Below are 24,670 nucleotides of genomic sequence, written 5' to 3' on the forward strand. Positions count from 1 at the left end.
TTTTCTCTATGATAGGGTGTTAACCGCTTAAAGCACTTTTTCTGTCAGATGTCGCCGAGAATTGTATGGCCGTTTGCGCCTTGAAAGATACTTGTTTCGCTCAATCCAAGTGTAGCTGGCATTTGATACCAAATAAATGCATAATGAAATGGCTGCGATTGTCAGCCATATGCTGAATTGATCCGATGGTGCGCCTGAAAAATGCAGGATGATTCCTATTACCAAAGTGTGAACAAGATAGGTTGAATAAGACGCATCGCCCAGTTTTATAAGAAACTCAATGACAAAAAAGCGGAGCCTCGCAATCGGCTCAGTCAGTAAAGTCAGACAGACAAGAAGACCGGCAAGGGCGGTGCGCTTGGCGCTGCCATCCTGTGCAATAAAGGCAATAGCCGTTGCCGTAGATCCCGTTATCAAGACAAGCGCTATTCGAGATTTACATGACATTTCTCCAAATCTTCTCCCCGCCGAAATAAGACTTGCAATAATTAGTCCCATTAAGAAGGCGTGCAGACGATGGCTTGACGCAATCTCCGAGAATGCAATGTCCTTCGGGTAGACAGCAGGCAGCAGCAGCAATATCGCAGCACATATAGTCAGTGCAAATTTCTTGGAAATCAGAAGGCTTAGTGCCAGGATTGCGTAGAAAAACATCTCATAGTTCAATGTCCAGCCCACGGTCAGGGTTGGGAACACGCCGATACCGGAAGGATTGCTATGCGGTATGAAGAACATTGAATACAGAACTGAGGCGATATTGGCGCCAGTGAATTGAAATTCTATTGGAAATAGATAAATGCAAATGATTGTTGCAATGGTGTAAAGCCAATAGGCCGGGGTGATGCGAAGGATACGATCGGCAATAAAGTCCCTCGCTGTTTGATGCGGGTTTTTTGCCGAGAAGTACATAACAAAACCACTAAGCACAAAAAATAAATCAACGCCGAAACCACCAAAGGTCGCAAAGAAATATCCTGTGACAGTCTCGAATTCGAAATTATAATACATTTGCATGAAGTGGTGATAAAATACCATCCATGCCGCCACAGCCCGCAGAATCTGGAGCGATCTATATCTGCCCTGTGATTCAGAGGCAATCAACAGAATGTCCCAGGTCTGGTTGACATTTCTAATCGTCCGCCCCAAAATTACTCAGCATATACATCAATTTTGCCGCAAGAATGGATCACAATCAAGCTGCTTTAGTGCTCTCTCTGCCAAACTTGCTTCGCAATATTGAAATTCCCGTCCTCATCCGACCATGAGATGATGGTGCTTTAGATCCACTGTTCGGGCCGCAGCTGACACCTTAATGCCCGCTCAACGCCATCACCAGTCGCCTTAATATCCCGCACATAAAGACGGCCTCGCATCGGCGCTCGTCTCAAGCCCCAAACGTCCCACTACCTCAACTCCGCCCCTCAAGGCCCGCCCGCGCCGCGCCATCCGCCCCCGGCACCCGCATCTCGAAGGTGTCGCGGATCACCGCATAGTCGAAATACCCCATCCGGGCGATGGGTTCGATCGCGGCAATGTCCAGCCGGCCATTCGGGCGGATCACCTGATCGTTGATATGGATCATTTCAACCTGCGCAAACACGATATCGACCGTGCCCACCGCCGATGCGCCGCGCTGGGTATGGGTGTTCAGATAGCGGCACTCAAACTTGCAGGGGCTTTCGGCCACCATCGGCACCCGGTAGTTATCGGCATAAACCTTCGTCACATTCAGATGATCGAACTCGCTTTCCTCGGGCGGCAGCGCCATCGCGCTGATGTTCACCGCGTCGCGCAGCGCATAGGTCGCCATGTTCCAGACAAACCAGCCGGTTTCCTCGGCATTCAGCACCGTATCCTTGCGCCGCCCGTCCGGGTAGCGGTTGGCCGCAAACATTACCATTGGCGGGTCAAACGTCAGGTTCTGCCATTGGCTATAGGGCGCGATATTCTCGATCCCCGCCGCGCTGACGCTGGAAAGCCAACCAATCGGGCGCGGCACCGTGCAGCTCTTGAACGGCGAATAGGGCAGGGGGCAGGGCTCTAGATGCGGGGCATACTTCATGTCATCGACCTTTCAGGGCGGGCTCTTAAAATATACATCCGATATATCGGTAGTGTGTCAAGCAGGATGTTTGTAGCATTGTCGCCGACAAGGCCAGACAGGGCGCGATATGACCAAGACCGATCAAGCCATCGACCAGTTGCAGCGCATGATCGAACATGGCGATCTGAAGCCGGGCTCCATGGTGTCTGAAAGCCAGTTGGTCGAGATCACGGGCTTTGGCCGCACCCCGATCCGCGAGGCGATCCAGCGCCTTGCCACCGCGCGCATGATCCGGGTCCATCCCAGTAAAGGCTTGGAAATTCCCGCGATATCGGTCGAGGATCAACTTAGCGCCTTAGAATTGCGCCGTCCTATAGAGGTTCTGGCCGTCGAACTTGCTGCCGCCCGCGCGGGCGCTCCACAGCGCGCAGCGATGCAAGAGCTCGCGGCCAGGCTGGCTGGCAGGTTTGGGCTTCGCGATTACACAGAAACGGTGCGCAGAACCCATGCAATGATTATCGAGGCGGCGCAAAACCCATATCTCAGCGCGGCAATGCTGCCGTTACAGGCGCTGTCGCGGCGGTTCTGGATCACTTATCTGCGTGATGAAGTGGCCGAGATCGCGCGCGGGGGTGCGTTGCACCGTCAGATGTTATCGGCGATCGCCTCAGGCGATAAGGTGGCAGCACGCGCTGCGTCGCTGGCGCTGAATGATTATCTTGTAGCCCACGCCGTAGCCGTCATAGCCCGCCGCGCTGCGCCGACGTCTGCCGATTAAACTGCGCCCAGGGCTTGCAAGAGGGGGGTCATGTTAGGGCAAACCTTAACAAATCCTTGGACCGGCCTCGGAACGCCTGCCACCCCCAGCGATTTCTTGACTCAAGGCGGGCAGGGGCCTAGCCTTTCCGCATTATATTTTCAAAGGCTTTGCCATGGTTGGATTTCCCGCAGCCCGCATGACGGACATGCACACCTGCCCCATGTGTATGGGGGCACCTTTCCCCATCATGCCGCCCGCCTTTCCAACTGTGATGATCGGGGGCTTGCCCGCCGCGCGGTTGACCGACCTCTGCGCCTGTCTGATCCCCGCTTTGGTGCCGATCCCCTCGGTCGATCCGATTGCCTTCGGCTCACCAACCGTGCTGATCGGCGGGCAACCGGCGGCGCGGCAGTTTGATCCGACGATGAAAGGTGGCGCGATCATTCTTGGTTTGCCGACGGTTCTGATCGGCATCGTGGCGACTCCTGCACCCGGAGAACCCGGTGCGCTGAATATATGGGAGGAGGTGCTGCCCGATGGCTCTACCGTCACCCATGTTGGCCCCAATATCACTATCAAGGGCACCAAGGCATTTCGGGATGCCGTGGTGCAGGATTTGCAGCGGCTGGATTCAACGCCGTCGGGGCAGGCGTTGCTGACCAGCCTGAACGCGCCGGGCAAGGGGCCGGTGACGATTGTCGCCACGACAGGCGGGAATGAGGTGGATGGCACGGGGGCGGGGGCTAATCGCAACCCGGATGGCACGCCGGGGGCGGGGTCGGGTAGCACGCTGCATTACAACCCGGACAAGACCCAGATCGGCGATGGCTCGCAACCCTATATGACCCGTCCGCCCGCGGTGGCCTTGGGGCATGAGTTGAATCATTGCGAGCAGGCGCAGAATGGCACCTGGACCAATGACAGCACCGGCGGGACGAACAACAATGAACTCGAGGCGGTGGGGCTGCCGCCCTATCAGAACAACCCGCATTCCGAAAACAATATCCGCAAAGACCTGGGCCAGCCGCCCCGGACCAAATACTAGATGCGCGCGCTGGCCCTGATCATCGGGTTGGCCGCAATGAGTGCCGAGGCACAGGAGCAAGCTATGGGTGTGCTGAAAGACGGCGATGTCAGTGTCAGCGTGACGTGGGATGTGAACCCGTCGGGCGTGGTGGGAGTTTACCGGGTCAGCAATGCAGGGGCGGCGCAGGTCTATGTGTTTGACCGGCTTTACCGCACCGCTGTGACAGGATTTCGCAGCGTTGACCCCGATTATGCCTGGCACTGGCTGGAGCCTGAGGGGGTTCTGCGGGTGGCGAAGTTTGTGCCGCAGGTGCCTGCTGGCAAGAAGGTGGAAAGCCCCGAGGTGGCCTATGCCCGCGTGCTGGCGGCGGGGGCGGTGCTGGAGGGAAGGGTGCTGCTGTCGGGGCGGTTGGATCAGGACTTGCCTTACGGCGTGGCCCCGACGCTGCCGGCTGTGGCGACCGTCAAGGCACTGGTGTTCTCGGTTGGCTATGCCGAGGTGGACCCGCAGATTGAGGCCAATCCGATCAAGGCAGGGGATGAAGTGGTGCTGTCATTGCCGTTTGACTGGCTGATCACGCATCAACGGATTGTCAGTGCAGAGCCGTTCGCGGCGGCGGTGCCAATGCTGCCATAGGGGGGGGATTGACCTTAATCTTGGGCTGAGTGGCGAAGGCCATCGCCTTCGCCATGCGGTGCAGGTGCCGCTGAAACCGCCGGGCCCCAAAGGCCCGGCCAGCGCCCGCCCCGCCCTCGGCGGGCGCTTCTCGCCCGCCGGGTCGGGCGCTGGACTCAGTGGGTTTGTTGCTGAACTGACTACAGGGTGAAACCGCACACGCGGGCGGGGAAACGCAATGCGTTTCCTGTCTCCGCCCGAAAACAGGCGGGCCCATGGTGATGTGACTGCTTGCTGCGGGAGGGCTGGTGATCGGCTTCCCATCTGGGAATGACTTGTGGTTTGAGCGGCATTTCTTGGCAGTTTGCACAACATGTTGTGGTTATGCGAGAAAGTTCGGGGTTGTAGCCGATTTTCCGGGCGCAGGATTTCATCGGTTTGCCGCTTGAGGCGGTGGCCGTTGCCTTGAGAAAAAATGAACGAAAGATTAAACGAACGTGCGCTAACCATTTGATATAAAACGGTTTAACTTGACTCTGCGCGCGCTCTGATCTATAGATTTTGACATGCTGGATGAGGTGACGGAACGGCCAGGGGCGCAAGCCCCTTCGGCCGTTTTTTCATTTCACTCGTGCGGGGGCAGCATGAGAGGCGGGCATAACGGGCATGACAGTAAATTTCTCCATCGGAGAACCATCGCCAGGCGATCTGCTGGCGGATGCAGAGCAATTTTATGAATCCACGGTCTTGGATTTGCTGCGCGCGGTCAACGCACTGAAAGCGGGCGAATACGAGGCTGCAAAGGCTGTGCCGCAGACGGTGCGGGATTTGCGGCTGGCGCTGGATTTGGTCCATAGTGAAAGGGGACGTCTTGAAAAACTTCGCAAACAGGTTGCCGGGGCTGTCGGAACCGGCACACTCGACTTACACGACGCACGCGATGAGATCGGGAGCCGACTGGCTCGCCTCCGCAACGCAAGCGCAGGTTGACGAATTCCTTGATGGCCTGAGCGAGAATGCGCTTTTGGCACTGCCGTGGATGTTCGAGTTCTGGGCGCTGCCGCATCAACTGCCGCCTGCGGGCGCGTGGAAAACCTAGGTGATCATGGGCGGGCGTGGGGCGGGCAAAACCCGCGCCGGGTCTGAATGGGTGCGATCCGAGGTCGAGGGGGCGGGTCCGTTGGACCCCGGCCGCTCGCGCCGCGTGGCGCTGGTGGGCGAGACCGTGGATCAGGTGATCGCCGTGATGATCGAGGGGGAAAGCGGTATCCTGAAATCGTCACCGCCCGACCGGCGGCCGGAATGGCAGGCGACGAAAAAGCAACTGCTCTGGCCGAATGGCGCGGTGGCGCAGGTCTATTCGGCACATGACCCGGACAGCCTGCGTGGGCCGCAGTTTGATGCGGCTTGGGTTGACGAGTTGGCGAAATGGCCGAAGGCCGAAGAGGCCTGGGATCAGTTGCAGTTTGCGCTGCGCTTGGGGGAAAACCCGCGTCAGGTGGTGACGACAACGCCGCAGAATGTGGGCGTGCTGAAAAACATCCTGCAAAACCCGCGACGGTGATGACCCATGCGCCGACCGAGGCCAACCGGGCGTATCTGGCGGCCTCTTTCCTTGAAGAGGTGCGCGACCGCTATGCGGGCACGACGCGCGGCGCGCAAGAGTTGGACGGGCTGTTGATCGAGGATGTCGAAGGCGCGCTCTGGACCACGGTGATGCTGGAGAAGGGCCGGATCACCGAAGCCCCGCGGTTGCAGCGCATTGTGGTGGCGGTGGACCCACCCGTGACGGGGCATGGCAAATCGGATGAATGCGGCATCGTGGTGGTGGGGGCGATCACCGAAGGGCCGACGCAGAACTGGCAGGCGGTGGTGCTGGCCGATTGCTCGGTGAAGGGGGCGTCGCCTGACCAATGGGCGCGCGCGGCTATTGCCGCGATGGAGCGGTTTGGCGCGGATCGGCTGGTGGCCGAGGTCAATCAGGGCGGCGATCTGGTGGAGGGGGTGATCCGGCAGGTGGACCCTCTGGTGCCGTTCCGGGCGGTGCGGGCCAGCAAGGGCAAGGGCATCCGCGCCGAGCCGGTGTCGGCGCTGTATGAGCAGGGTCGGGTGAGCCACATGCGCGGCCTTGCGGCGCTGGAGGCGCAGATGCTGCAGATGACGGCGCAGGGCTATCTCGGCAAAGGCTCGCCCGACCGGCTGGATGCGCTGGTCTGGGCGCTGACCGATCTGATCGTGGAGCCTGCCGAGACCTATCGGCGGCCACAGGTGCGGGGGGTTTGAGGCTGTGTTGCGTGCCTGCCCGGTGCAGCGCGCGCTGGGTTGGCGGGGTTTAAACCTTTCGGGTCTAGAACGGATTTCAGACAAGCGCAGACCATGACGGCGGTAGGTGCAGGGATAGAGGAGCTTTGACGCATGGTGTTCGATTTTCTGAAACGCACGCGCCCGGTGGTGGAAACCAAGGCTTCGGCCACCGGGCGGGTGGTGGCTTGGGGGAGTTCGGGCCGCGTGGCGTGGAGCCCGCGCGATCTGGTCTCGCTGGCGAAATCCGGGTTTCAGGGCAATCCGATGGGGTTTCGGGCGGTCAAGCTGATCTCGGAAGCCGCAAGCGCGATGCCGCTGGTGTTGCAGGACGACACGCGGCGGTTTGACAGCCATCCGGTGCTGGATCTGATGCGTCGCCCGAATGGCGCGCAGGGGCGGGCGGAGTTTCTGGAGGCGGTTTACGGCCATCTTTTGCTGTCGGGCAATGCCTATATCGAGGCGGTGCCGGGTGCGGGGTCGGTGCCGGGGGAGTTGCATGTGCTGCGCTCGGACCGGATGGCGCTGGTGCCGGGGGCGGATGGCTGGCCGGTGGCGTATGACTATTCGGTCGGCGGGCGCACGCATCGGTTTGCGATGACGCAGGAGTGCCAGCCGATCTGCCATATCAAGACCTTCCATCCGTCGGATGATCACTATGGCTTCAGCCCATTGCAGGCGGCGGCGGTGGCGATTGACGTGCATAGTTCGGCAAGTGCCTGGTCAAAGGCGCTGTTGGATAATGCGGCGCGGCCTTCGGGGGCGATTGTCTACAAGGGTGCCGATGGGCAAGCGCAGCTTTCCACCGATCAGTATGACCGGCTGGTGTCCGAGATGGAGATGCACCATCAGGGCGCGCGCAATGCCGGGCGACCGATGCTGCTGGAAGGGGGCTTGGATTGGAAGCCGATGGGATTCTCGCCTTCGGATATGGAGTTTCAGCAGACCAAAGAGGCTGCGGGGCGCGAGATTGCCACAGCGTTCGGCGTGCCGCCGATGCTGATGGGGATACCGGGCGATGCGACCTATGCCAATTACCAAGAGGCCAACCGCGCGTTTTACCGTCTGACCGTGCTGCCATTGGTGGCGCGGGTGACGGCGGGAATTTCGCATTGGCTTTCCACCTTCACCGGCGAATTGGTCGAATTGCGCCCCGATCTGGACCAGATCCCGGCGCTGGCGGTGGAGCGCGATCAGCTTTGGGCGCGGGTAGGCACGGCAGAGTTCCTGACCGAAGTCGAAAAGCGCATCCTGCTGGGCCTGCCGCGCATCCAGGAGGGCGCATGACGCCGCCGCGCAAGGCGTCTGACGGCTCGCGCTATCTCTACGACAGTTTCGATGCCGCCGCCGCGCGGATCGAGGCGAATGAGCGTGTGGCCGAAGAGCGTTGGGCGGCGCTGGATTACCGGCTGGGCCAGATTGATGCGGTGCTGGAGCGGTTGGAGAAGCGCATCTGGGTGGGCGTCTACGGGGTGGCGGCGTTCTTGCTGGCCCAGATGGCCGAGGCCGTGATGCAGGCGGCAACCAAGTAAGGCTGCGGCGAAATGATGGGGGATGCGATGAATTGGAAGATGCAAGGCGCACCAGAGTGCAAGTTTCAGCAGCCCGAAGCGCGGCTGGTGGTGACGGATGGCACGCAGATCGAAGGCTATGCCAGCCTGTTCGGCAAGCGCGACCAGGGCGGCGATGTGGTGCAGAAGGGGGCCTATGCGGCCAGCCTTTCGCGGCTGACCACGCAGGGCCGTGCCGTGAAAATGCTGTGGCAGCATGACCCGAGCCAGCCGATTGGCATCTGGGATGAGGTGCGCGAGGACGGCGTGGGCCTGTGGGTCAAAGGCCGCATTCTGCCCGAAGTCGAAAAGGGGCGCGAGGCGGCGGCCCTGCTGGCGGCGGGGGCGATTGACGGATTGTCGATTGGCTACCGCACTGTCCGAGCAGAACGCGACGGCAAGGGGCAACGCCTTTTGTCCGAGCTGGAGCTTTGGGAGGTGTCTCTTGTGACCTTCCCGATGCTTCCCGAAGCGCGGGTTTCGGCCAAGGGCGATGCGCCTGACGCCGATCTCTGGCGCAGCATGGTGCAGTTGTTTGACGACGCGCGCCGATCTCTGGCCGAGCGCAACTAGCGGCCTTTCACGAGCAATTACGGGGAAATCAAGATGACCGAGACGAAGGCTCGGGCCGGTGAGGCTTTGCCTGCCGCCCAGAATTTCGGCCAGAACTCTGGCCAGACGACGGCTGCTTATCCGGCGGCGGAGATGAAAGCCGCCATGACAGGTTTTCTGAGTGCCTTCAAAGGCTTTCAGGACGACGTGAAACAATCGCTTCAACAACAGGACGAAAGATTGACCATGCTTGATCGCAAACAGATGACGTATGCCCGCCCCGCTTTGTCGGCCCATGCCGAGGTGGAAGTGCCGCACAAGAAGGCGTTTGGCGCTTACCTGCGCAGTGGCGATGATGATGGCCTGCGCGGGCTGGTGCTGGAAGGCAAGGCAATGTCCAGCGCCGTTGCCGCTGATGGTGGCTATCTGGTGGACCCCCAAACCGCGGACAGCATCCGCTCGATGCTGGTATCCACCTCAAGCCTGCGGGCGATTGCGAATGTGGTGCAGATTGATGCGACCTCGTTCGACGTGCTGATCGACCGTTCGGAAGTGGGCTCGGGCTGGGCGACGGAAGTGGCGGCGACCACGGAAACCGCAACGCCGACTATCGAGCGTATTTCGATCAAGCTGCATGAGCTGTCGGCGATGCCGAAGGCCAGCCAGCGCTTGCTGGATGACAGTGCGTTTGATGTGGAAGGCTGGCTGGCTGGCAAGATCGCCACGCGTTTCATCCGCGCCGAGGCTGCGGCGTTCATCAACGGCACGGGCGTGGATCAGCCGAAGGGCATTCTGCTGCCGACCAAGGTCGCCAATGCGTCCTGGACCTGGGGCAATATCGGCTACATCCCGACCGGGGCTGCGGCGGATTTCGCGCCGACCAACTCGGTCGATTGCATCATCAGCCTGGTCTATGCGCTGACCGCTGATTACCGCGCCAACGCCAGCTTTATCATGAACTCGAAAACCGCAGGGGCGGTGCGCAAGATGAAGGATGCCGATGGCCGCTTCATGTGGTCGGATGGCTTGGCCGCTGCCGATCCGTCGCGCCTGATGGGCTATCCGGTGCTGATCTGCGAGGACATGCCGGACATTGCCGCCAACGCCTATGCGATTGCGTTTGGCGATTTCAAATCGGCCTACACGATTGCCGAGCGGCCTGACCTGCGCATCCTGCGCGACCCGTTCTCGGCCAAGCCGAACGTGCTGTTCTATGCATCCAAGCGCGTGGGCGGCGATGTGACCGACTTTGCCGCGATCAAACTGCTGAAAATCGCGGTTTCCTGACGCTGTAACGACTGCCCGGCCCGATTTGGGCCGGGCAATGGACGCGTGCCAAAGGGCCGCGCCGTCTGGCTGCTCCCCTCCGTTCGAGCGGTGCGGGGTGCGCGTCCATGGCCTTTGGTGGGCTTGTTTTGGGGCAAGAGGGGTTTGGCGATGATGTTGACGGAAATCACCAGCGTGGCGGCGGCCAGTCTGCCCGTGCAGGCGCTGAAGGATCATTTGCGGCTGGGGTCGGGCTTTGCCGATGACGGGATGCAGGATGGCTTGATCGAAAGCTATCTGCGCGCGGCGATGGCGGCGATTGAAGGGCGGATCGGCAAGGTGCTGTTGGCGCGGCGGTTTCAGTTGACGCTGCAGGATTGGCGCGCGCGGGGCGAGCAGCCTTTGCCGGTGGCTCCGGTCACGGCGCTGGTGTCGGTGACGCTGGTCGATGTGAACGCGGTTAGCACGGTGGTGGGGGTTGATCGCTACCGGCTGGTGCAGGACACGCATCGGCCGAAGTTGATCGCGGCGGGGGTGCTGCTGCCGACGGTGCCGGTGGATGGCCGGGTTGAGGTGGTGTTTGACGCAGGCTTTGGCGCGGCATGGGGTGCGGTGCCGGTCGATCTGGCGCAGGCGGTGTTGTTGCTGGCGGCGGAGTTTTACGAGAACCGGCATGACATGGGGCAGCGCGTGGCGGGCGTGCCGCTGGCGGTGCAGGCGCTGATTGAGCGCTGGCGCACGGTGCGCGTGCTGGGCGGAGGTGCGGCATGAGTGCGGTTCAGCTGAACCGCAAGCTGGTGCTGGAGGCGCCGCAGAATGTGGCCGATGGCGCGGGCGGGTTTGTGCGCGCCTGGAGCGTTCTGGGCACGCTGTGGGGCGATGTGCAGCCCGGATCTGGACGTGAGGCTGCGGGGGTTGAGGTGGTCCTGGCCGCGGTGCCTTACAAGATCACCGTGCGGGGCGCGGCTGTCGGCTCGCCCCGCCGCCCAAAGCCCGAGCAACGTTTGCGCGATGGCGCGCGGGTTTTCACCATTCTGGCCGTCACCGAGCATGATCAAGACGCGCGCTATCTGACCTGCTTTGCCCGCGAGGAGGTGCCGACATGAGCTATCACGCGGCGGCAGCGCTTCAGGCGGCAATTTACGCGCGCCTTGCCGGATTTGCAGGTTTAGCGGGTGTCAGCATCGTGGATGCGATGCCTGCGGGGGCGGCTTTGGGCACGTTTGTGCTGATCGGCCCCGAGCAGGTGATTGATCAATCCGACAAATCCGGCGGCGGGGCAGAACACCGGCTGGAGATTGCGGTGATCAGCGATGCCAGCGGCTTTCTGACCGCCAAGCAGGTGGCGGGTGCGGTCTCGCAGGCTTTGGTGGGGGCCGCTTTGACGCTGGCGACGGGGCGGCTGGTGTCGATCCAGTTCCTGCGGGCCAGCGCGCGGCGGCTGGAGGCGGGCGATACGCGGCGGATCGACATGACGTTCCGGGCGCGGATCGAGCTTTGAAATAGCGCCCTGCGGGGCAATGAGGAGATGACTATGGCAGTGCAGAACGGCAAAGACCTGCTGATCAAGGTCGATATGGTGGGCGACGGCACTTTCGTCACGGTGGCGGGGCTGCGGGCGACACGGATCAGTTTCAACGCCGAAACCGTGGATGTGACCAGCCTGGAAAGTGCGGGCGGTTGGCGCGAATTGCTGGCGGGGGCGGGGGTGAAAACTGCGTCGATCTCAGGCTCGGGTGTGTTTCGGGACGAGACCACCGATGCGCGGGCGCGGCAGATCTTCTTTGATGCCGAAATGCCGCTGTTTCAGGTGGTGATCCCCAGCTTTGGCGTGGTCGAAGGTGCGTTCCAGATCACCGCCATCGAATATGCCGGCAGCCACAACGGCGAGGCGACCTATGAGATGACGCTCGCCTCGGCAGGGGCCCTGACGTTTACGGCGCTCTGATGGCCAATCCTTATGCGGGCGAAGTGGCGGTTGTGCTGGATGGCGTGGCGCATGTCGCCAAGCTGACTTTGGGCGCGCTCGCCGAGTTGGAGACGGCGCTTGGCGCGGACTCCTTGGTCGATCTGGTCGAACGGTTCGAATCCGGCAAGGTCTCGACCCGCGATGTGCTGGCGCTGATCGTCGCGGGCCTGCGGGGTGGCGGCTGGCAGGGCACGGCGGAACATCTGCGCACGGTGGAAATCGGCGGTGGCCCGGTTGAGGCCGCACGGGCCGCAGCGGAATTGCTGGCGCGGGCGTTCGCGCTGCCGGGCGAGGCATGAAGATCGACTGGCCGGGGCTGATGCGCGCCGGAATGGGCGAACTGCGGCTGCCGCCTGCGGTATTCTGGGCGCTGTCGCCGATTGAGTTGAGGATCATGTTGGGGGCGGAGGCTGTGGTGCCGCCCCTGACGCGGGCGCGGCTGGAGGAATTGGCCGCAGCCTATCCCGATTTCGGGACAGATTTCAGCAAAGGGGCGGGCGATGGCGACGGTAGAGGAGTTGCAGGACCAGATTGCGGCGCTTGAGGCCACGCTTTCCGGCACCACCGGCATGGTGGGTGCCTTCGAGGGCGAGCTGTCGCGGATGCGCGAAACCATGGTGTTCACGGGGCGCGAGGTGAATGTGCTGTCCAGCGGCATCGGTGGCGGTTTGCGCAGGGCTTTTGACGGGCTGGTGTTTGACGGTGCCAAGCTTTCGGATGCGTTGAAATCTGTGGCGAAATCTTTGGCGGATACCGTCTACAGCATCGCGATGCGGCCCGTGCAGAACGCTTTGGGTGGCGCGATTGCCTCGGGTTTGGGTGGTTTGATGAGCGGCATCATGCCGTTCGAGAAGGGCGGTAGCTTTGCCCAAGGCCGGGTGATGCCCTTCGCCAAGGGTGGGGTTGTTAGCCAAGCCACGCCATTTGCGATGCGCGGCGGTCAGGGGCTGATGGGCGAGGCGGGGCCAGAGGCGATCATGCCGCTGGCGCGTGGCGCGGATGGCCGCCTCGGCGTGCAGACCACGGGCGGCGCGCGCGCGGTGACGGTGGTGATGAACATCACCACACCCGATGTGCAGGGCTTTCAACGCAGCCAGACGCAGATTGCCGCGCAGGCTCAGCGGATGCTGGCGCGCGGCCAACGCAATCGGTGAGGGGAAGACATGGCTTTTCACGAGATCAGATTTCCGGCCAATGTCAGCTTTGGCAGCCAGGGCGGGCCCGAGCGGTTGACCGAGATTGTCACGCTGGCAAACGGCTTTGAAGAACGCAACACGCCGTGGGAACATTCGCGCAGGCGCTATGACGCGGGCTTTGGGCTGCGCAGTCTTGAGGATGTCGATGCGCTGCTGGCGTTTTTTGAGGCGCGTCGGGCGCGGCTGCATGCGTTTCGCTGGAAGGATTGGTCGGACTTCAAATCCTGCGGCGGCAATCAGGCGATTGCGGCCACCGATCAGTTGATCGGGGTCGGCGACGGGGTGACGACGGCTTTTGCGCTGAAAAAGGCCTATCTTTCTGGCACGGCCAGCTACATCCGCCCGATTGCAAAGCCCGTGGCGGGCACGGTGATCGTGGCGATTGCCAATGATCCGAAGGTCGAGGGGCTGGAGTTCAGCGTCGATGCTGCAACCGGGATCGTCAGCTTTACCACGCCGCCTGACATCGGCGCATTGATCACCGCCGGGTATGAATTTGACGTGCCGGTGCGGTTTGATGCCGATGTGATTCAAACCTCGGTCGCCTCGTTCCGGGCGGGTGACGTGCCGAATGTGCCGATTGTCGAGGTGCGGATATGAGTGCGCGGCAGGATTTGCTCGATCACTTGGGTCAGGGGGTGACGACGGTGTGTCGCGCCTGGCTGGTGACACGCCGCGATGGCGTGCAGTTCGGCTTTACCGATCACGATGGCGATTTGGGCTTTGAGGCGCATGTGTTCAAGGCCAGCTCTGGCATGACGGCGCGCACCTTGCAGCAGACCACGGGTTTGTCGGTTGATAACTCGGAAACCGTTGGGGCACTGTCAGATGCGGCCGTCGATGAGGCCGATCTGATCGCCGGGCGCTTTGATGGCGCCGAGGTGCGCGCCTGGTTGGTGAATTGGGCCGATCCCGCCCAGCGCATCGAGCAGTTCCGCGGCAATCTGGGCGAGATCAGCCGCGCCGGTGGCGCATTCAAGGCCGAGTTGCGCGGGCTGACCGATCGGTTGAACCAACCGCAGGGGCGTATCTTTCAGCGCAACTGCACAGCGGTTCTGGGGGATGCACGCTGCAAGGTCGATCTGACTGCGCCGGGGCATTTTGCCCAAAGCGCCATCGTCGGGTTTGATGCGCTGAACCGGGTGGTGTTCGAGGGATTAGGCGCTTTTGCCGACCGCTGGTTCGAACGCGGACGCTTTGTGGTGATCTCGGGGGCAGCGGCGGGTCTGGTCGGCGTGATCAAGTTTGATCGCTTGGCGGATGGCCAGCGCATTGTTGATCTGTGGCATGACCTTGGTGCGCAGATCGCGATTGGCGATCAGGTGCGGCTGGAAGTGGGTTGTGATCGGATGTCATCGACCTGCCGCGCGAAATTTGCCAACTTCGCCAACTTCCGCGGCTTTCCGCATATTCCGGGCGAGGACTGGTTGGCGTCTTACCCGGTCAGCAGCCGTGCCAATGATGGCGGGAGCTTGGGGCGATGAGCCGTGCTCTGATCGTAGAGGCCGCACGCGGCTGGATCGGCACGCCCTATCTGCATCAGGCCAGTGTGCGGGCGGCGGGAGCGGACTGTCTTGGCCTGATCCGGGGTGTGTGGCGCGAAGTTGTGAGCGAGGAGCCAGAACGCATCCCGGCCTACGCGCCGGATTGGTCCGAAGCCTCGGGGCGCGAGGATCTGCTGGCCGCCGCCCAGCGCTGGCTGATCGCCAAGCCGATGGCTGCCGAGGCGGTGGGCGATGTGCTGCTGTTTCGGATGCGGGACGGCGCGGTGGCCAAGCATTTGGGCATCGCAGCCGAGATCGGTGAAAACGCCAGTTTCATCCATGCCTACACTGGGCACGGCGTTGTCGAAACGCCGCTCAGCGCGCCGTGGCGGCGCAAGATCGCCGCCCGATTTGAATTTCCTTCAGGAGGCTGAACATGGCCACGATCCTTCTCTCTGCGGTTGGCGCATCGCTTGGTGCCGGGTTTGGCGGCACGGTGCTTGGCCTGTCCGGGGCGGTCATCGGGCGGGCGATTGGTGCCACCGTGGGCCGGGTGATCGACCAGAAACTGCTGGGTGCCGGGTCCGAAGCGGTCGATGTCGGGCGAGTGGATCGTTTCCGCGTGATGGGTGCCAGCGAAGGTGCCGCCATTCCGCGGATTTGGGGCAGGGTGCGGGTATCGGGGCAGGTGATCTGGGCCAGCCGCTTTCAGGAAAACGTCACCCATTCCGGCGGCGGCAAGGGCACGCCAAGGCCCTCAAGCAATAGTTTCAGTTATTCGGTCAGTTTGGCCGTCGCGCTTTGCGAAGGCGAGATCACCCGCATTGGCCGCATTTGGGCCGATGGCAACGAGATCGCGCCAGAAAGCCTGAACCTGCGCATCTATATGGGCGATGAGGCGCAACTGCCTGATCCCAAGATTGAAGCGGTCGAAGGTGCCGGCAATGCTCCCAGCTATCGCGGCACAGCCTATGTGGTGATCGAGAATCTCGATCTTTCGCAGTTTGGCAACCGCGTGCCGCAATTTTCTTTCGAAGTCGTGCGTGCGGCGCAAAGTGCGGCATCTGCCCCCCATGCGGGGCTTTCCAAGATTATCCCCGGCGTTTGCCTGATCCCCGGCACCGGTGAATATGCTTTGGCAACAACCCCTGTGCATTACACCTATGGTCGCGGCAGCAACCGCTCGGCCAATGTGAACTCGGCCACCGGCAAGACCGATTTTGCCGCCTCGCTGGAGCAGTTGTCCGAAGAACTGCCAACCGCGACGGGAGCTTCGCTTGTGGTGTCGTGGTTTGGCAATGACCTGCGCTGCGGGGCCTGCCAAGTGCAGCCCAAGGTCGAGCAAAAGCAATATGACGGTCAGCCGATGGCCTGGAAGGTTTCGGGTCTGGCGCGGGCCGCGGCAGCAGAGTTGCCGAAACTGGACGGAACCACCGTTTATGGCGGCACGCCTGCGGATCAGTCGGTCGTTGAAGCTGTTGAGGCCATGAACGCGGCGGGCAAAGCCATAACGTTTTACCCTTTCATTCTGATGGATCAACTGCCGGACAACAGCTTGCCTGATCCGTGGAGCGATGCTGCGTCGCAACCCGTGCTGCCATGGCGGGGACGGATCACGCTGAACCGCGCACCGGGGCAATCTGGCACCACCGACCGCACCGCTGCTGCCGCTGCCGAGGTTGCGTCGTTTTTCGGCACCGCCGCACCTGCGCATTTCGCGATCAGCGGCCAAAACGTCAGCTATTCCGGCCCTGCGGAGTGGTCCTATCGCCGCTTCATTCTTCACTACGCGCATCTGTGCAAAGCCGCGGGCGGTGTCGCCGCTTTCTGCGTCGGCACCGAATTGCGTAGCCTGACGCAAATTCGCGGCGCGGGCGACACTTTCCCCACCGTCACCGCCCTGCGCCAGCTTGCTGCCGAGGTGAAAGCCATCCTTGGCCCCACCACCCAGATCACCTATGCCGCCGATTGGTCGGAATACTTCGGCTATCACAGCGACAACAACGTCTACTTCCACCTTGATCCGCTGTGGGCCGATCCGGCCATCGACTTCATCGGCATCGACAATTACATGCCATTGTCCGACTGGCGCGATGGCGACAGCCATCTTGATGCCGCTTGGGGCGATATTCACAATGTGAATTACCTGAAAAGCAATATCGCGGGCGGCGAAGGTTTTTCGTGGTATTACGCTAGCCCTGCCGACCGTGCTGCGCAAATCCGCACTGCGATTACCGACGGTGCCTATGGCGAGCCATGGATTTACCGCCACAAGGATCTGCGCAGTTGGTGGTCCAGCTCACACCACGAGCGTATCGCCGGGCTGCGCAATGCCACGCCAACCGCTTGGGTGGCCGGATCAAAGCCGATCCGCTTTACCGAATTCGGCTGCGCTGCCGTGGACAAGGGCTCTAACCAGCCCAACGTGTTTCTCGATCCGAAATCGTCGGAATCCGCACTGCCGCAGTTCTCGAACGGGCTGCGCGATGACCTGCTGCAACTGTCCTATTATCAGGCCATGCACAGCTTCTGGAACGATCCGCAAAACAACCCCGCGGCCTTTCTTTACACAGGTAAAATGGTCGATTTCGCCAATTCGCTGGCTTGGGCATGGGATGCGCGACCTTTCCCGACCTTTCCGGGCAACAAGACCCTGTGGTCGGATGCCCCAAACTACGACAAGGGCCATTGGCTGAATGGCCGTGCCTCGAATGAGTCGCTGGCTGGCGTGATCGCCGATATCTGCGATCTGGCGGGGATGCTCGACGTCGATCTGTCTCAAGCGCGCGGCATCGTGCGCGGCTATGTGATCTCCGATGTGGCTTCGGCCCGGGCCGCGCTGCAACCGCTGACGCTGGCGTTTCCGACCGATGTGGTCGAGCGCGAGGGGACCTTGCGCTTTCAGGCCCGCACCGCTCGCGCGCCGCAGGTCCTGTCGCCCGAAACATTTGCCATCTCGGGTGACATTGACGGCAGCATCGAGCGCAGCCGTGCCGCTGATATTGAAACACCCGAACATATCCGACTGACCTTCAGCGAGGCCGAAACCGATTTCACGGTCTCCACCGCCTCGGCCGCTTTCCCGGATCGCAGCGGTGATGTCGTGTCACAATCTGAGTTGCCGCTGACCCTGACCGCAGCCGAAGCCACGACGATTGCCGAGCGCTGGATGGCAGAAACCCGCGTCTCGCGCGATTCTGCGCGCTTTGCCTTGCCAAAATCGCAGCTTGCCATTGGTGTCGGTGATACCGTCAGCATCGCAGGTGCGCTTTATCGCATCGACCGCGCGGAACTTTCCGAGTTGCAATCCATCGAGGCCGTGCGGATTGATCCCAACGTCTATGAACCTGCCGAGGTCTCGGTGCCTTCGCGCGGCTGGGTGCCATTCCAAGCCTCTGTTCCGGTTTATCCGCTGTTTCTCGATCTGCCGCTACTGAAAGGCACCGAGGTGGAATACGCCCCGCATGTCTGCGTCGCAGCCGCACCCTGGCCCGGCGATGTTGCTGTGTGGAGTTCGATTTCGGACGACAGTTACAGCCTGAACACGACGCTGACCCAGCCTGCCATCATCGGCACCACCGAAACCGTGCTTTCCGCAGCCGAACCCGGCCTGTGGGATCGCGGGGCAGCGCTGCGGGTGCGCATCGAATCTGGTGCCCTCGCTTCGGTCAGCGCGCTTTCGGTGCTGTCGGGCGCCAACGTCGCCGCGATTGGCGACGGCAGCCCGGAAAACTGGGAGGTGTTTCAATTCGCAAACGCCAGCCTCGTCGGCCCGAATACCTTTGAGCTTACTTTGCGCCTTCGGGGGCAGGCTGGCAGCGACGGTCTGATGCCGCCGATCTGGCCCATCGGCAGCACCTTCGTTCTGCTGAACGATGCCGTGCAGCAGATCAACCTGCCGCTCTCGGCGCGCGGATTGCCGCGCTACTACCGCTTCGGCGCGGCCAACAAGGGATATGACAGCAGCAACACTGTGCTTGTGACCGAAAGTTTCGACGGCGCAGGATTGCGGCCCTATCGAGTGTCTCACCTGACCACCCAGCGCCAAAACAGCGGCGCGCTGGATGTGACATGGCGTCGGCGCACAAGGATAGACGGCGATAGCTGGCAATCACTCGAGGTGCCCTTGGGCGAAGACAGCGAGCTTTACAGCATCACCATCCGTCAAGGCGCCACAGTGCTGCGCGAAACCACAACCGCAACGCCCGCTTTCAGCTATACGCCCGCGATGCAAGTCGCCGATACTGCCAGCGGCAGCCTGACCGTGGCAGTGGCGCAAGTCTCGCAGCGTTATGGCAATGGCCCGGCCCAAACCGTCAGCGCCACGCTCTGATCATGCGCCGCTGCCTGCCCGGAGATCTGATCGAGGCTGCGGCATTGCTCGCAGCCTCGGCCACACCGCAAACTCTGCTGACGCAGCTTCTGGACCAAGCCGATGCAGCCCACCGCTATGCCAAACATTTTGGCCGTGCCCATCCTGTTTGGGGCAATGGCAGCCTGATGGCGCGCGCCTTGGCCGAGGCCGGGCCACGCCATCCGCAAACCCATTCCGCACAATTTCTGTCAGCGCTTGCGCTGTTGGCCGATCAGCTAGCCAGCCGCAAACGTGCATCAGCGGCGAAATAGCAGAATTTGCCCTTGGCCTTGTCGCAAACCAGCGCCATATGCTATTCTCTCTGCCAGCAGGAGATATATCATGGCCGAAACCAGCGCAAAAATCACCCCTCTGGATCCCGTCTGGCAGCGTGTGCGTGAAGAAGCATTCGACATGGTGCGCTCAGAACCGCTGCTCGGCGGCCTGATCCATTCCAGCCTGCTGCATCACCCCAGCCTGGAACGCGCGCTCGCCTACCGCTTTTCGCTGAAACTGGCGAGCGGCGAGATGTCTGAACAAATCCTGCGCGAAATCGCGGACGAGGCCTATTCGTCCGACCCCGAGCTTGGCCAGTCCGCACGCGCCGATGTGACAGCGGTGTTTGATCGTGACCCCGCCTGCCTGCGCTTCATCCAGCCTATCCTGTTCTTCAAGGGCTATCAGGCGATCCAAGCCTATCGCATCGGGCATTGGTTGTGGACGAATGGCCGCCGCGACATGGCTTATTTCGTACAAATGCGCGTCTCGGAAGTATTCGGCGTCGATATCCACCCCAATGCCAAGATCGGCAAAGGTATCATGATCGACCACGCTCATTCCATCGTTATCGGCGAAACCGCCGTGGTCGGCGACAATGTCTCGATGCTGCATTCCGTAACCTTAGGCGGCACCGGCAAGGAAGACGGCGACCGGCATCCGAAGATCGGCGATGGCGTGATGATCGGGGCAGGGGCCAAGGTGCTGGGCAACATCCACGTCGGCCATTGCTCGCGCATCGCCGCCGGTTCCGTGGTGCTGCATGATGTGCCGCACAACACCACCGTGGCGGGCGTTCCGGCCCGTGTGGTGGGCGAGGCGGGCTGCGCGCAGCCCTCGGTTACGATGGATCAGTTGATCAACGGCGAAATCTGACAGCTAAACCTATAAAACTTAACTAAAATTGTTTCACCTGTTCCTAAATATCCCACGGGGTGCGGGGTGTGAAACCCCGCGAACAGTGTTGCAGCACACCCCCGCCAGCCAGCAAAAAAGCCCCGCAGATCGCTCTGCGGGGCCTAGTTCTACAAGGCCAAAGCCTTACGCCAGCATCGCCAGCGGGTTTTCCAGATTGTCCTTGATCGCATTCACCAGTTGCGCGCCCAAAGCGCCGTCGATCACCCGGTGATCCACAGACAGCGTCACCGACATCACCGTGCCAATCACCACCGCGCCGTTCTTCACAATCGGCTTGGTCACACCTGCACCCACCGCCAGAATGGCCGCATGAGGCGGGTTGATGATCGCGTCGAAGTTATCAATGCCAAACATCCCCAGATTGGAGATCGCAAAACTGCCGCCCTGATATTCATGCGGGGCCAGCTTGCGATCGCGTGCGCGCTTGGCCAGATCCTTCATCTCGGCTGACAAGGCCGACAAGGATTTCGCCTCGGCATCCTTCAACACCGGCGTGAAGAGCCCGCCCTCAATCGCGACAGCCACGGCAACGTCAGACTTCTTGAACTGCAACACCCGGTCGCCCGCCCAGACCGCATTCGCCGCCGGCACCTGCAGCAATGCCAGCGCACAGGCCTTGATCACAAAGTCATTGACCGAAAGCTTGACGCCCCGGCCTTCCAGCTTGGCGTTCAACTCGGCCCGGAACGCCATCAGCGCATCCAGTTCGATATCGCGGCGCAGATAGAAATGCGGCACGGTCTGCTTGGCTTCGGTCAAACGCGCGGCAATGGTCTTGCGCATCCCGTCCAGCTTCACCTCGGTAAACGGACGATCCGCATAGGTTTTCAGCACGACATCGGTCGACGGCCCAGAGGCCATCGCAGGGGCAGCCGCAGCCACCGGGGCCGCTGCTGCTGCTGCAACCGGAGCCGCCACAGCCTTCACCGCCTGCGCGCCTTCAACATCGGCGCGCACGATGCGGCCATGCGGGCCAGAGCCTGCGACCTTGCTCAGATCAAGCCCCTTCTCCGCCGCAATCCGCCGCGCCAAGGGCGAGGCAAACACCCGCACCCCCGCCGCTTTCGGCGCAGCAGCAGGTGCCGCCGCAACCGCAGCCGGAGCCGCCGCAACCGCAGCCGGAGCCGCCGCAGCCTTCGCCGGGGCAGGGGCCGCATCCGCGCTTTCGCCATCTTCGACCAACACTGCAATCGCCGTGTTCACCTTGACGCCCGCAGTCCCCTCGGCCACCAGAATCCGGCCAATCGTGCCTTCATCCACCGCCTCGAATTCCATCGTCGCCTTGTCGGTTTCAATCTCGGCCAGAATCTGACCCGATTTCACCACATCGCCCTCTTTCACCAGCCATTTCGCCAGTGTGCCTTCCTCCATCGTCGGAGAAAGCGCGGGCATCAGAATTTCAATCGCCATCATCCCCTCCTTAACGGTAGCAAACGGATTTCACAGCAGCGACCACTTCCGCGGTCGTCACCAAAGCCAGCTTTTCAAGGTTTGCCGCATAAGGCATCGGCACGTCCTTGCCGGTGCAGGTCACCACCGGCGCATCCAGATAATCAAACGCGCGCTGCATGATCGTGCTGGCCAGATGGTCGCCGATCGAGCCCACCGGGAAGCCTTCTTCCACCGTCACACAACGGTTGGTTTTCTGCACCGATGCCAGAACCGTGTCGTAATCAATCGGGCGCAGGGTGCGCAGATCAATCACCTCAGCCGAGATGCCGTCTTTTGCCAGCAAATCCGCCGCTTCCAACGCATAACGCATCCCGATCCCGAACGAGACGATGGTCACGTCCGAGCCTTCGCGCCAAACCCGTGCCTTGCCGAACGGAATGGTGAAATCAGGCAGATCCGGCACTTCAAACGATTGGCCGTAAAGGATCTCGTTTTCCAAAAACACCACCGGGTTCGGATCACGGATCGCCTGCTTCAACAGACCTTTGGCGTCCGAGGCCGAATAGGGCATCACCACGCGCAGACCGGGGATCGCCGCATACCATGCCGCGAAATCCTGGCTGTGCTGCGCGCCAACCCGTGCCGCAGCCCCATTGGCGCCACGGAACACAATCGGGCAACCCAACTGTCCGCCTGACATATAGTTGGTCTTGGCGGCAGAATTGAGAATGTGGTCAATGGCTTGCATCGCGAAGTTAAAGGTCATGAACTCCACGATCGGGTTCAGACCACCCCAGGCCGCGCCCACCGCAATGCCGGTAAAGCCAATTTCGGTGATCGGCGTATCCACCACGCGCTTCGGGCCAAACTCATCCAGCAGGCCTTGGGAAATCTTGTAAGCGCCCTGATACTCGCCCACCTCTTCGCCCATCAGCATGACGTTGGGATTGCCGCGCATTTCTTCCGCCATCGCCTCGCGCAAAGCCTCGCGCACGGTCATGGTTTTCATCGGCGTGCCTTCGGGCCAATCGGCGCTGGCCTTCGAGACCACCGCCACAGGAGCCGCCGCCGCCACCGCAGGCGCTGCCGCAACAGGTGCCGCCGCCGCCGGAGCCGCCACTGGGGCGGGGGCCGCATCCGCAGATTCGCCCGCCTCCACCAGCACCATGATCGCGGTGTTCACCTTGACGCCGCTGGTGCCCTCGGCCACCAGAATCCGGCCAACCGTGCCTTCATCCACCGCCTCGAATTCCATCGTCGCCTTGTCGGTTTCAATCTCGGCAATGATCTGCCCGGATTTCACCGTATCGCCTTCCTTGACCAGCCATTTCGCCAAGGTGCCTTCTTCCATCGTCGGAGAAAGTGCGGGCATCAATACTTCGGTTGCCATGGTCTTCCCCCCTTAAGCGTAAATATCGGTCCAGAGTTCGGACAAAGCCGGCTCCGGGCTGGCCTTGGCGAATTCCGCGCTGGCGTTGACAACTTCCTTGATCGACTTGTCGATGGCCTTCAACTCGTCATCCGACGACAGGCCAGCGTTGATCAGCAGATCGCGCACATGTTCGATGGCATCCTTTTCGGATTTCATCTTCTCGACTTCTTCGCGGGTGCGATATTTCGCCGGGTCCGACATCGAGTGACCACGATAGCGATAGGTCATCATTTCAAGGATATACGGCCCCTTGCCCGCCCGGCAATGCGCCACGGCCTTGGCCCCAGCCTCTTTCACCGCCAGCACATCCATGCCGTCAACCTGCTCGCCCGGAATGCCATAGGCCAGACCGCGCCCGAACAGCGTTTCCGACTTGGTAGACCGTGCCTGAGAAGTGCCCATGGCGTAGTGATTGTTCTCAATCACAAAAATCACCGGCAAGGCCCACAGCTCGGCCATGTTATAAGTCTCATACACCTGGCCCTGGTTCGCCGCCCCGTCGCCGAAATAGGCGAAGGTCACGTTGTCATTGCCCTTGTATTTATCGGCAAAGGCCAGCCCCGCGCCCAACGGCACCTGCGCGCCGACAATGCCATGGCCGCCGTAGAAATGCTTCTCACGGCTGAACATGTGCATCGAGCCGCCCTTGCCCTTGGAGTATCCCCCCTCACGCCCGGTCAACTCGGCCATCACGCCATTGGCTTCCATGCCACAAGCCAGTATATGCCCGTGGTCACGATAGCTGGTGATGCGCTTGTCGCCTTCCTTGGTGCAGGCCTCAAGCCCCACAACCACGGCTTCCTGCCCGATATACAGATGGCAGAAGCCCCCAATCAGACCCATGCCATAAAGCTGGCCCGCCTTTTCCTCGAATCGGCGGATCAACAGCATCTCGCGGTAGAACTTCAGCAGTTCCTCCTTCGAGACGTTTGATTTCTCAGGGGCTTTCTTTGTGGCCAAAGCGGCGTCCTCCCGTGGCGGTGTTAAAGTAGTTTAGTGTTAAACCATATATACAGCATCGGAGAAATAACGCAAAACAGAAAATAACAACGCAAAAAGCGCAGGCAAAAGCCCGCGCTCTGGTCATCCTCTCTGCTTAAATATCCCCGCCGGAGGCTTCAACCGCACAACAGACGCAGCGCTGCAAGCACGAACGGAGGGTGCGTGATCTTACGCACCGCGCGCCTCAACGGATTACAACCTCATCCGCCCGTAGATAGCCCAAAACATCGCGCAACTGTTCGTCCAGCAGGTCAATGTCGAGATAATCATCCGACAGCCGCTTGGTCAGATTGCGCGTCCGTGCCAGTTCTGCCGCCAGCATGTCGCGCTCCGCCCGCAAATCCGCAGCTTCAGCATTGATTTGGACCCGGCGAAACACGCCGTAATCGCCCTGAATGGCGGCAAAGGCAAAGTAACTGCCCAGCGTAAACGTCGCCATGAAGAACAGCATACCGCCAAGCGCGGGCCGGGATTGGGTCTGGATCATCTGTCTCGCCTCAACGTCCGCCCCTCTGATCGGGGGCAGTTCGTT

Annotated in this window: 27 protein-coding genes and 1 pseudogene; 22 read left to right on the top strand and 6 right to left on the bottom strand. The window is 61.4% G+C overall.

Going from position 1 to position 24,670, the window contains the following annotated elements; all coding sequences use genetic code 11:
- Nucleotides 1-27: 27 nt before the first annotated feature.
- Both ACFOGH_RS03625 and ACFOGH_RS03630 read right to left on the bottom strand, forming a co-directional pair.
- Nucleotides 28-1,101 (bottom strand): acyltransferase family protein, encoded by a 1,074-nt coding sequence (locus ACFOGH_RS03625; protein WP_380071703.1) that lies wholly within the window; start codon nt 1,099-1,101, stop codon nt 28-30.
- A gap of 307 nt (nt 1,102-1,408) precedes the next feature.
- Entirely contained in the window at nt 1,409-2,062 is a 654-nt protein-coding gene (locus ACFOGH_RS03630) for a flavin reductase family protein (RefSeq protein WP_380071705.1), read from the bottom strand.
- Nucleotides 2,063-2,171: 109 nt separating this feature from the next.
- Here ACFOGH_RS03630 and ACFOGH_RS03635 point away from each other — a divergent pair, with 109 nt between their 5' ends.
- From ACFOGH_RS03635 to cysE, 22 genes and pseudogenes are all read left to right on the top strand, one after another.
- Entirely contained in the window at nt 2,172-2,822 is a 651-nt protein-coding gene (locus ACFOGH_RS03635) for a GntR family transcriptional regulator (protein WP_380071707.1), read from the top strand.
- A 154-nt stretch (nt 2,823-2,976) separates the two neighbouring features.
- On the top strand, nt 2,977-3,849 hold the full coding sequence (locus ACFOGH_RS03640) for a M91 family zinc metallopeptidase (protein WP_380071708.1): 873 nt from the start codon (nt 2,977-2,979) through the stop codon (nt 3,847-3,849).
- Nucleotides 3,850-4,467, top strand: a complete 618-nt coding sequence (locus ACFOGH_RS03645) for a hypothetical protein (protein ID WP_380071709.1) — start codon at nt 3,850-3,852, stop codon at nt 4,465-4,467.
- Between the two features lie 645 nt (nt 4,468-5,112).
- A complete protein-coding gene (locus ACFOGH_RS03650) occupies nt 5,113-5,436 on the top strand; it encodes a hypothetical protein (protein ID WP_380071710.1) in 324 nt (107 codons plus the stop codon).
- A pseudogene (locus tag ACFOGH_RS03655) lies at nt 5,387-6,729 on the top strand (DNA-packaging protein). Before ACFOGH_RS03650 ends, ACFOGH_RS03655 begins: the two are co-directional and overlap by 50 nt.
- Nucleotides 6,730-6,861: 132 nt before the next feature.
- Nucleotides 6,862-8,034 (top strand): phage portal protein, encoded by a 1,173-nt coding sequence (locus ACFOGH_RS03660; protein WP_380071711.1) that lies wholly within the window; start codon nt 6,862-6,864, stop codon nt 8,032-8,034.
- Nucleotides 8,031-8,279, top strand: a complete 249-nt coding sequence (locus ACFOGH_RS03665; protein WP_380071712.1) for a GTA head formation protein, RCAP_rcc01685 family — start codon at nt 8,031-8,033, stop codon at nt 8,277-8,279. The genes ACFOGH_RS03660 and ACFOGH_RS03665 overlap by 4 nt, the downstream gene beginning before the upstream one ends.
- Before the next feature lie 27 nt (nt 8,280-8,306).
- Nucleotides 8,307-8,870, top strand: coding sequence for an HK97 family phage prohead protease (locus ACFOGH_RS03670; RefSeq protein ID WP_380071713.1), 564 nt, complete (start codon nt 8,307-8,309; stop codon nt 8,868-8,870).
- A gap of 33 nt (nt 8,871-8,903) precedes the next feature.
- Nucleotides 8,904-10,136, top strand: coding sequence for a phage major capsid protein (locus ACFOGH_RS03675; RefSeq protein ID WP_380071714.1), 1,233 nt, complete (start codon nt 8,904-8,906; stop codon nt 10,134-10,136).
- Between the two features lie 150 nt (nt 10,137-10,286).
- Complete coding sequence (locus ACFOGH_RS03680; RefSeq protein ID WP_380071715.1) at nt 10,287-10,886, top strand: head-tail connector protein; 600 nt, start codon at nt 10,287-10,289, stop codon at nt 10,884-10,886.
- A complete protein-coding gene (locus tag ACFOGH_RS03685; protein ID WP_380071716.1) occupies nt 10,883-11,221 on the top strand; it encodes a head-tail adaptor protein in 339 nt (112 codons plus the stop codon). Before ACFOGH_RS03680 ends, ACFOGH_RS03685 begins: the two co-directional genes overlap by 4 nt.
- Nucleotides 11,218-11,616: a DUF3168 domain-containing protein gene (locus ACFOGH_RS03690; RefSeq protein ID WP_380071717.1), complete on the top strand. Its 399-nt coding sequence runs from the start codon at nt 11,218-11,220 to the stop codon at nt 11,614-11,616. The genes ACFOGH_RS03685 and ACFOGH_RS03690 overlap by 4 nt, the downstream gene beginning before the upstream one ends.
- A 33-nt stretch (nt 11,617-11,649) precedes the next feature.
- Complete coding sequence (locus ACFOGH_RS03695) at nt 11,650-12,063, top strand: phage major tail protein, TP901-1 family (protein WP_380071718.1); 414 nt, start codon at nt 11,650-11,652, stop codon at nt 12,061-12,063.
- The gene (locus ACFOGH_RS03700) at nt 12,063-12,383 is read left to right on the top strand and encodes a gene transfer agent family protein (RefSeq protein ID WP_380071719.1); all 321 of its coding nucleotides are present in this window, start codon (nt 12,063-12,065) and stop codon (nt 12,381-12,383) included. The genes ACFOGH_RS03695 and ACFOGH_RS03700 overlap by 1 nt, the downstream gene beginning before the upstream one ends.
- Nucleotides 12,380-12,628, top strand: coding sequence for a rcc01693 family protein (locus tag ACFOGH_RS03705; RefSeq protein WP_380071720.1), 249 nt, complete (start codon nt 12,380-12,382; stop codon nt 12,626-12,628). Before ACFOGH_RS03700 ends, ACFOGH_RS03705 begins: the two co-directional genes overlap by 4 nt.
- On the top strand, nt 12,585-13,238 hold the full coding sequence (locus tag ACFOGH_RS03710; protein WP_380071721.1) for a phage tail tape measure protein: 654 nt from the start codon (nt 12,585-12,587) through the stop codon (nt 13,236-13,238). Before ACFOGH_RS03705 ends, ACFOGH_RS03710 begins: the two co-directional genes overlap by 44 nt.
- A 9-nt stretch (nt 13,239-13,247) precedes the next feature.
- The gene (locus tag ACFOGH_RS03715) at nt 13,248-13,880 is read left to right on the top strand and encodes a phage distal tail protein, Rcc01695 family (protein ID WP_380071722.1); all 633 of its coding nucleotides are present in this window, start codon (nt 13,248-13,250) and stop codon (nt 13,878-13,880) included.
- Nucleotides 13,877-14,764 carry a DUF2163 domain-containing protein gene (locus ACFOGH_RS03720; protein WP_380071723.1) on the top strand — a complete coding sequence of 296 codons (888 nt, stop codon included), beginning with the start codon at nt 13,877-13,879 and terminating at the stop codon, nt 14,762-14,764. The genes ACFOGH_RS03715 and ACFOGH_RS03720 overlap by 4 nt, the downstream gene beginning before the upstream one ends.
- Nucleotides 14,761-15,198 (top strand): NlpC/P60 family protein, encoded by a 438-nt coding sequence (locus ACFOGH_RS03725; RefSeq protein ID WP_380071724.1) that lies wholly within the window; start codon nt 14,761-14,763, stop codon nt 15,196-15,198. Before ACFOGH_RS03720 ends, ACFOGH_RS03725 begins: the two co-directional genes overlap by 4 nt.
- Nucleotides 15,199-15,200: 2 nt before the next feature.
- Nucleotides 15,201-19,097: a baseplate multidomain protein megatron gene (locus ACFOGH_RS03730; RefSeq protein WP_380071725.1), complete on the top strand. Its 3,897-nt coding sequence runs from the start codon at nt 15,201-15,203 to the stop codon at nt 19,095-19,097.
- Nucleotides 19,098-19,099: 2 nt separating this feature from the next.
- The gene (locus ACFOGH_RS03735) at nt 19,100-19,390 is read left to right on the top strand and encodes a DUF7742 family protein (protein ID WP_380071726.1); all 291 of its coding nucleotides are present in this window, start codon (nt 19,100-19,102) and stop codon (nt 19,388-19,390) included.
- Nucleotides 19,391-19,460: 70 nt separating this feature from the next.
- Nucleotides 19,461-20,270, top strand: coding sequence for a serine O-acetyltransferase (gene cysE, locus ACFOGH_RS03740; protein ID WP_380071727.1), 810 nt, complete (start codon nt 19,461-19,463; stop codon nt 20,268-20,270).
- Between the two features lie 165 nt (nt 20,271-20,435).
- Here cysE and ACFOGH_RS03745 read toward each other — a convergent pair whose 3' ends face one another.
- The 4 genes from ACFOGH_RS03745 to ACFOGH_RS03760 all read right to left on the bottom strand — a co-directional run bounded on the left by ACFOGH_RS03745 (nt 20,436) and on the right by ACFOGH_RS03760 (nt 24,625).
- Nucleotides 20,436-21,722 carry a pyruvate dehydrogenase complex dihydrolipoamide acetyltransferase gene (locus tag ACFOGH_RS03745; protein ID WP_380071728.1) on the bottom strand — a complete coding sequence of 429 codons (1,287 nt, stop codon included), beginning with the start codon at nt 21,720-21,722 and terminating at the stop codon, nt 20,436-20,438.
- A gap of 10 nt (nt 21,723-21,732) precedes the next feature.
- Entirely contained in the window at nt 21,733-23,094 is a 1,362-nt protein-coding gene (locus ACFOGH_RS03750; RefSeq protein ID WP_380071729.1) for a pyruvate dehydrogenase complex E1 component subunit beta, read from the bottom strand.
- 12 nt (nt 23,095-23,106) lie between these two features.
- Complete coding sequence (gene pdhA / locus ACFOGH_RS03755) at nt 23,107-24,096, bottom strand: pyruvate dehydrogenase (acetyl-transferring) E1 component subunit alpha (RefSeq protein ID WP_380071730.1); 990 nt, start codon at nt 24,094-24,096, stop codon at nt 23,107-23,109.
- Nucleotides 24,097-24,322: 226 nt separating this feature from the next.
- On the bottom strand, nt 24,323-24,625 hold the full coding sequence (locus ACFOGH_RS03760; RefSeq protein ID WP_380071731.1) for an FtsB family cell division protein: 303 nt from the start codon (nt 24,623-24,625) through the stop codon (nt 24,323-24,325).
- Nucleotides 24,626-24,670: the final 45 nt, after the last annotated feature.

Source organism: Cypionkella sinensis (assembly GCF_042646385.1).
In the GTDB taxonomy this organism is placed as follows: Bacteria; Pseudomonadota; Alphaproteobacteria; order Rhodobacterales; family Rhodobacteraceae; genus Cypionkella; species Cypionkella sinensis.

What these genes read in the sequence shown, in the direction of transcription:
- ACFOGH_RS03630 (WP_380071705.1), bottom strand. Translation starts at nt 2,062, where the DNA reads ATGAAGTATGCCCCGCATCTAGAGCCCTGCCCCCTGCCCTATTCGCCG.
- ACFOGH_RS03670 (WP_380071713.1), top strand. Translation starts at nt 8,307, where the DNA reads ATGAATTGGAAGATGCAAGGCGCACCAGAGTGCAAGTTTCAGCAGCCC.
- ACFOGH_RS03700 (WP_380071719.1), top strand. Translation starts at nt 12,063, where the DNA reads ATGGCCAATCCTTATGCGGGCGAAGTGGCGGTTGTGCTGGATGGCGTG.
- ACFOGH_RS03685 (WP_380071716.1), top strand. Translation starts at nt 10,883, where the DNA reads ATGAGTGCGGTTCAGCTGAACCGCAAGCTGGTGCTGGAGGCGCCGCAG.
- ACFOGH_RS03705 (WP_380071720.1), top strand. Translation starts at nt 12,380, where the DNA reads ATGAAGATCGACTGGCCGGGGCTGATGCGCGCCGGAATGGGCGAACTG.
- ACFOGH_RS03720 (WP_380071723.1), top strand. Translation starts at nt 13,877, where the DNA reads ATGAGTGCGCGGCAGGATTTGCTCGATCACTTGGGTCAGGGGGTGACG.
- ACFOGH_RS03695 (WP_380071718.1), top strand. Translation starts at nt 11,650, where the DNA reads ATGGCAGTGCAGAACGGCAAAGACCTGCTGATCAAGGTCGATATGGTG.
- ACFOGH_RS03690 (WP_380071717.1), top strand. Translation starts at nt 11,218, where the DNA reads ATGAGCTATCACGCGGCGGCAGCGCTTCAGGCGGCAATTTACGCGCGC.
- ACFOGH_RS03725 (WP_380071724.1), top strand. Translation starts at nt 14,761, where the DNA reads ATGAGCCGTGCTCTGATCGTAGAGGCCGCACGCGGCTGGATCGGCACG.
- ACFOGH_RS03675 (WP_380071714.1), top strand. Translation starts at nt 8,904, where the DNA reads ATGACCGAGACGAAGGCTCGGGCCGGTGAGGCTTTGCCTGCCGCCCAG.
- ACFOGH_RS03640 (WP_380071708.1), top strand. Translation starts at nt 2,977, where the DNA reads ATGGTTGGATTTCCCGCAGCCCGCATGACGGACATGCACACCTGCCCC.
- ACFOGH_RS03730 (WP_380071725.1), top strand. Translation starts at nt 15,201, where the DNA reads ATGGCCACGATCCTTCTCTCTGCGGTTGGCGCATCGCTTGGTGCCGGG.
- ACFOGH_RS03665 (WP_380071712.1), top strand. Translation starts at nt 8,031, where the DNA reads ATGACGCCGCCGCGCAAGGCGTCTGACGGCTCGCGCTATCTCTACGAC.
- ACFOGH_RS03680 (WP_380071715.1), top strand. Translation starts at nt 10,287, where the DNA reads ATGATGTTGACGGAAATCACCAGCGTGGCGGCGGCCAGTCTGCCCGTG.
- ACFOGH_RS03750 (WP_380071729.1), bottom strand. Translation starts at nt 23,094, where the DNA reads ATGGCAACCGAAGTATTGATGCCCGCACTTTCTCCGACGATGGAAGAA.
- ACFOGH_RS03660 (WP_380071711.1), top strand. Translation starts at nt 6,862, where the DNA reads ATGGTGTTCGATTTTCTGAAACGCACGCGCCCGGTGGTGGAAACCAAG.
- cysE (WP_380071727.1), top strand. Translation starts at nt 19,461, where the DNA reads ATGGCCGAAACCAGCGCAAAAATCACCCCTCTGGATCCCGTCTGGCAG.
- ACFOGH_RS03645 (WP_380071709.1), top strand. Translation starts at nt 3,850, where the DNA reads ATGCGCGCGCTGGCCCTGATCATCGGGTTGGCCGCAATGAGTGCCGAG.
- ACFOGH_RS03745 (WP_380071728.1), bottom strand. Translation starts at nt 21,722, where the DNA reads ATGGCGATTGAAATTCTGATGCCCGCGCTTTCTCCGACGATGGAGGAA.
- ACFOGH_RS03635 (WP_380071707.1), top strand. Translation starts at nt 2,172, where the DNA reads ATGACCAAGACCGATCAAGCCATCGACCAGTTGCAGCGCATGATCGAA.
- ACFOGH_RS03715 (WP_380071722.1), top strand. Translation starts at nt 13,248, where the DNA reads ATGGCTTTTCACGAGATCAGATTTCCGGCCAATGTCAGCTTTGGCAGC.
- ACFOGH_RS03710 (WP_380071721.1), top strand. Translation starts at nt 12,585, where the DNA reads ATGGCGACGGTAGAGGAGTTGCAGGACCAGATTGCGGCGCTTGAGGCC.
- ACFOGH_RS03760 (WP_380071731.1), bottom strand. Translation starts at nt 24,625, where the DNA reads ATGATCCAGACCCAATCCCGGCCCGCGCTTGGCGGTATGCTGTTCTTC.
- ACFOGH_RS03735 (WP_380071726.1), top strand. Translation starts at nt 19,100, where the DNA reads ATGCGCCGCTGCCTGCCCGGAGATCTGATCGAGGCTGCGGCATTGCTC.
- ACFOGH_RS03650 (WP_380071710.1), top strand. Translation starts at nt 5,113, where the DNA reads ATGACAGTAAATTTCTCCATCGGAGAACCATCGCCAGGCGATCTGCTG.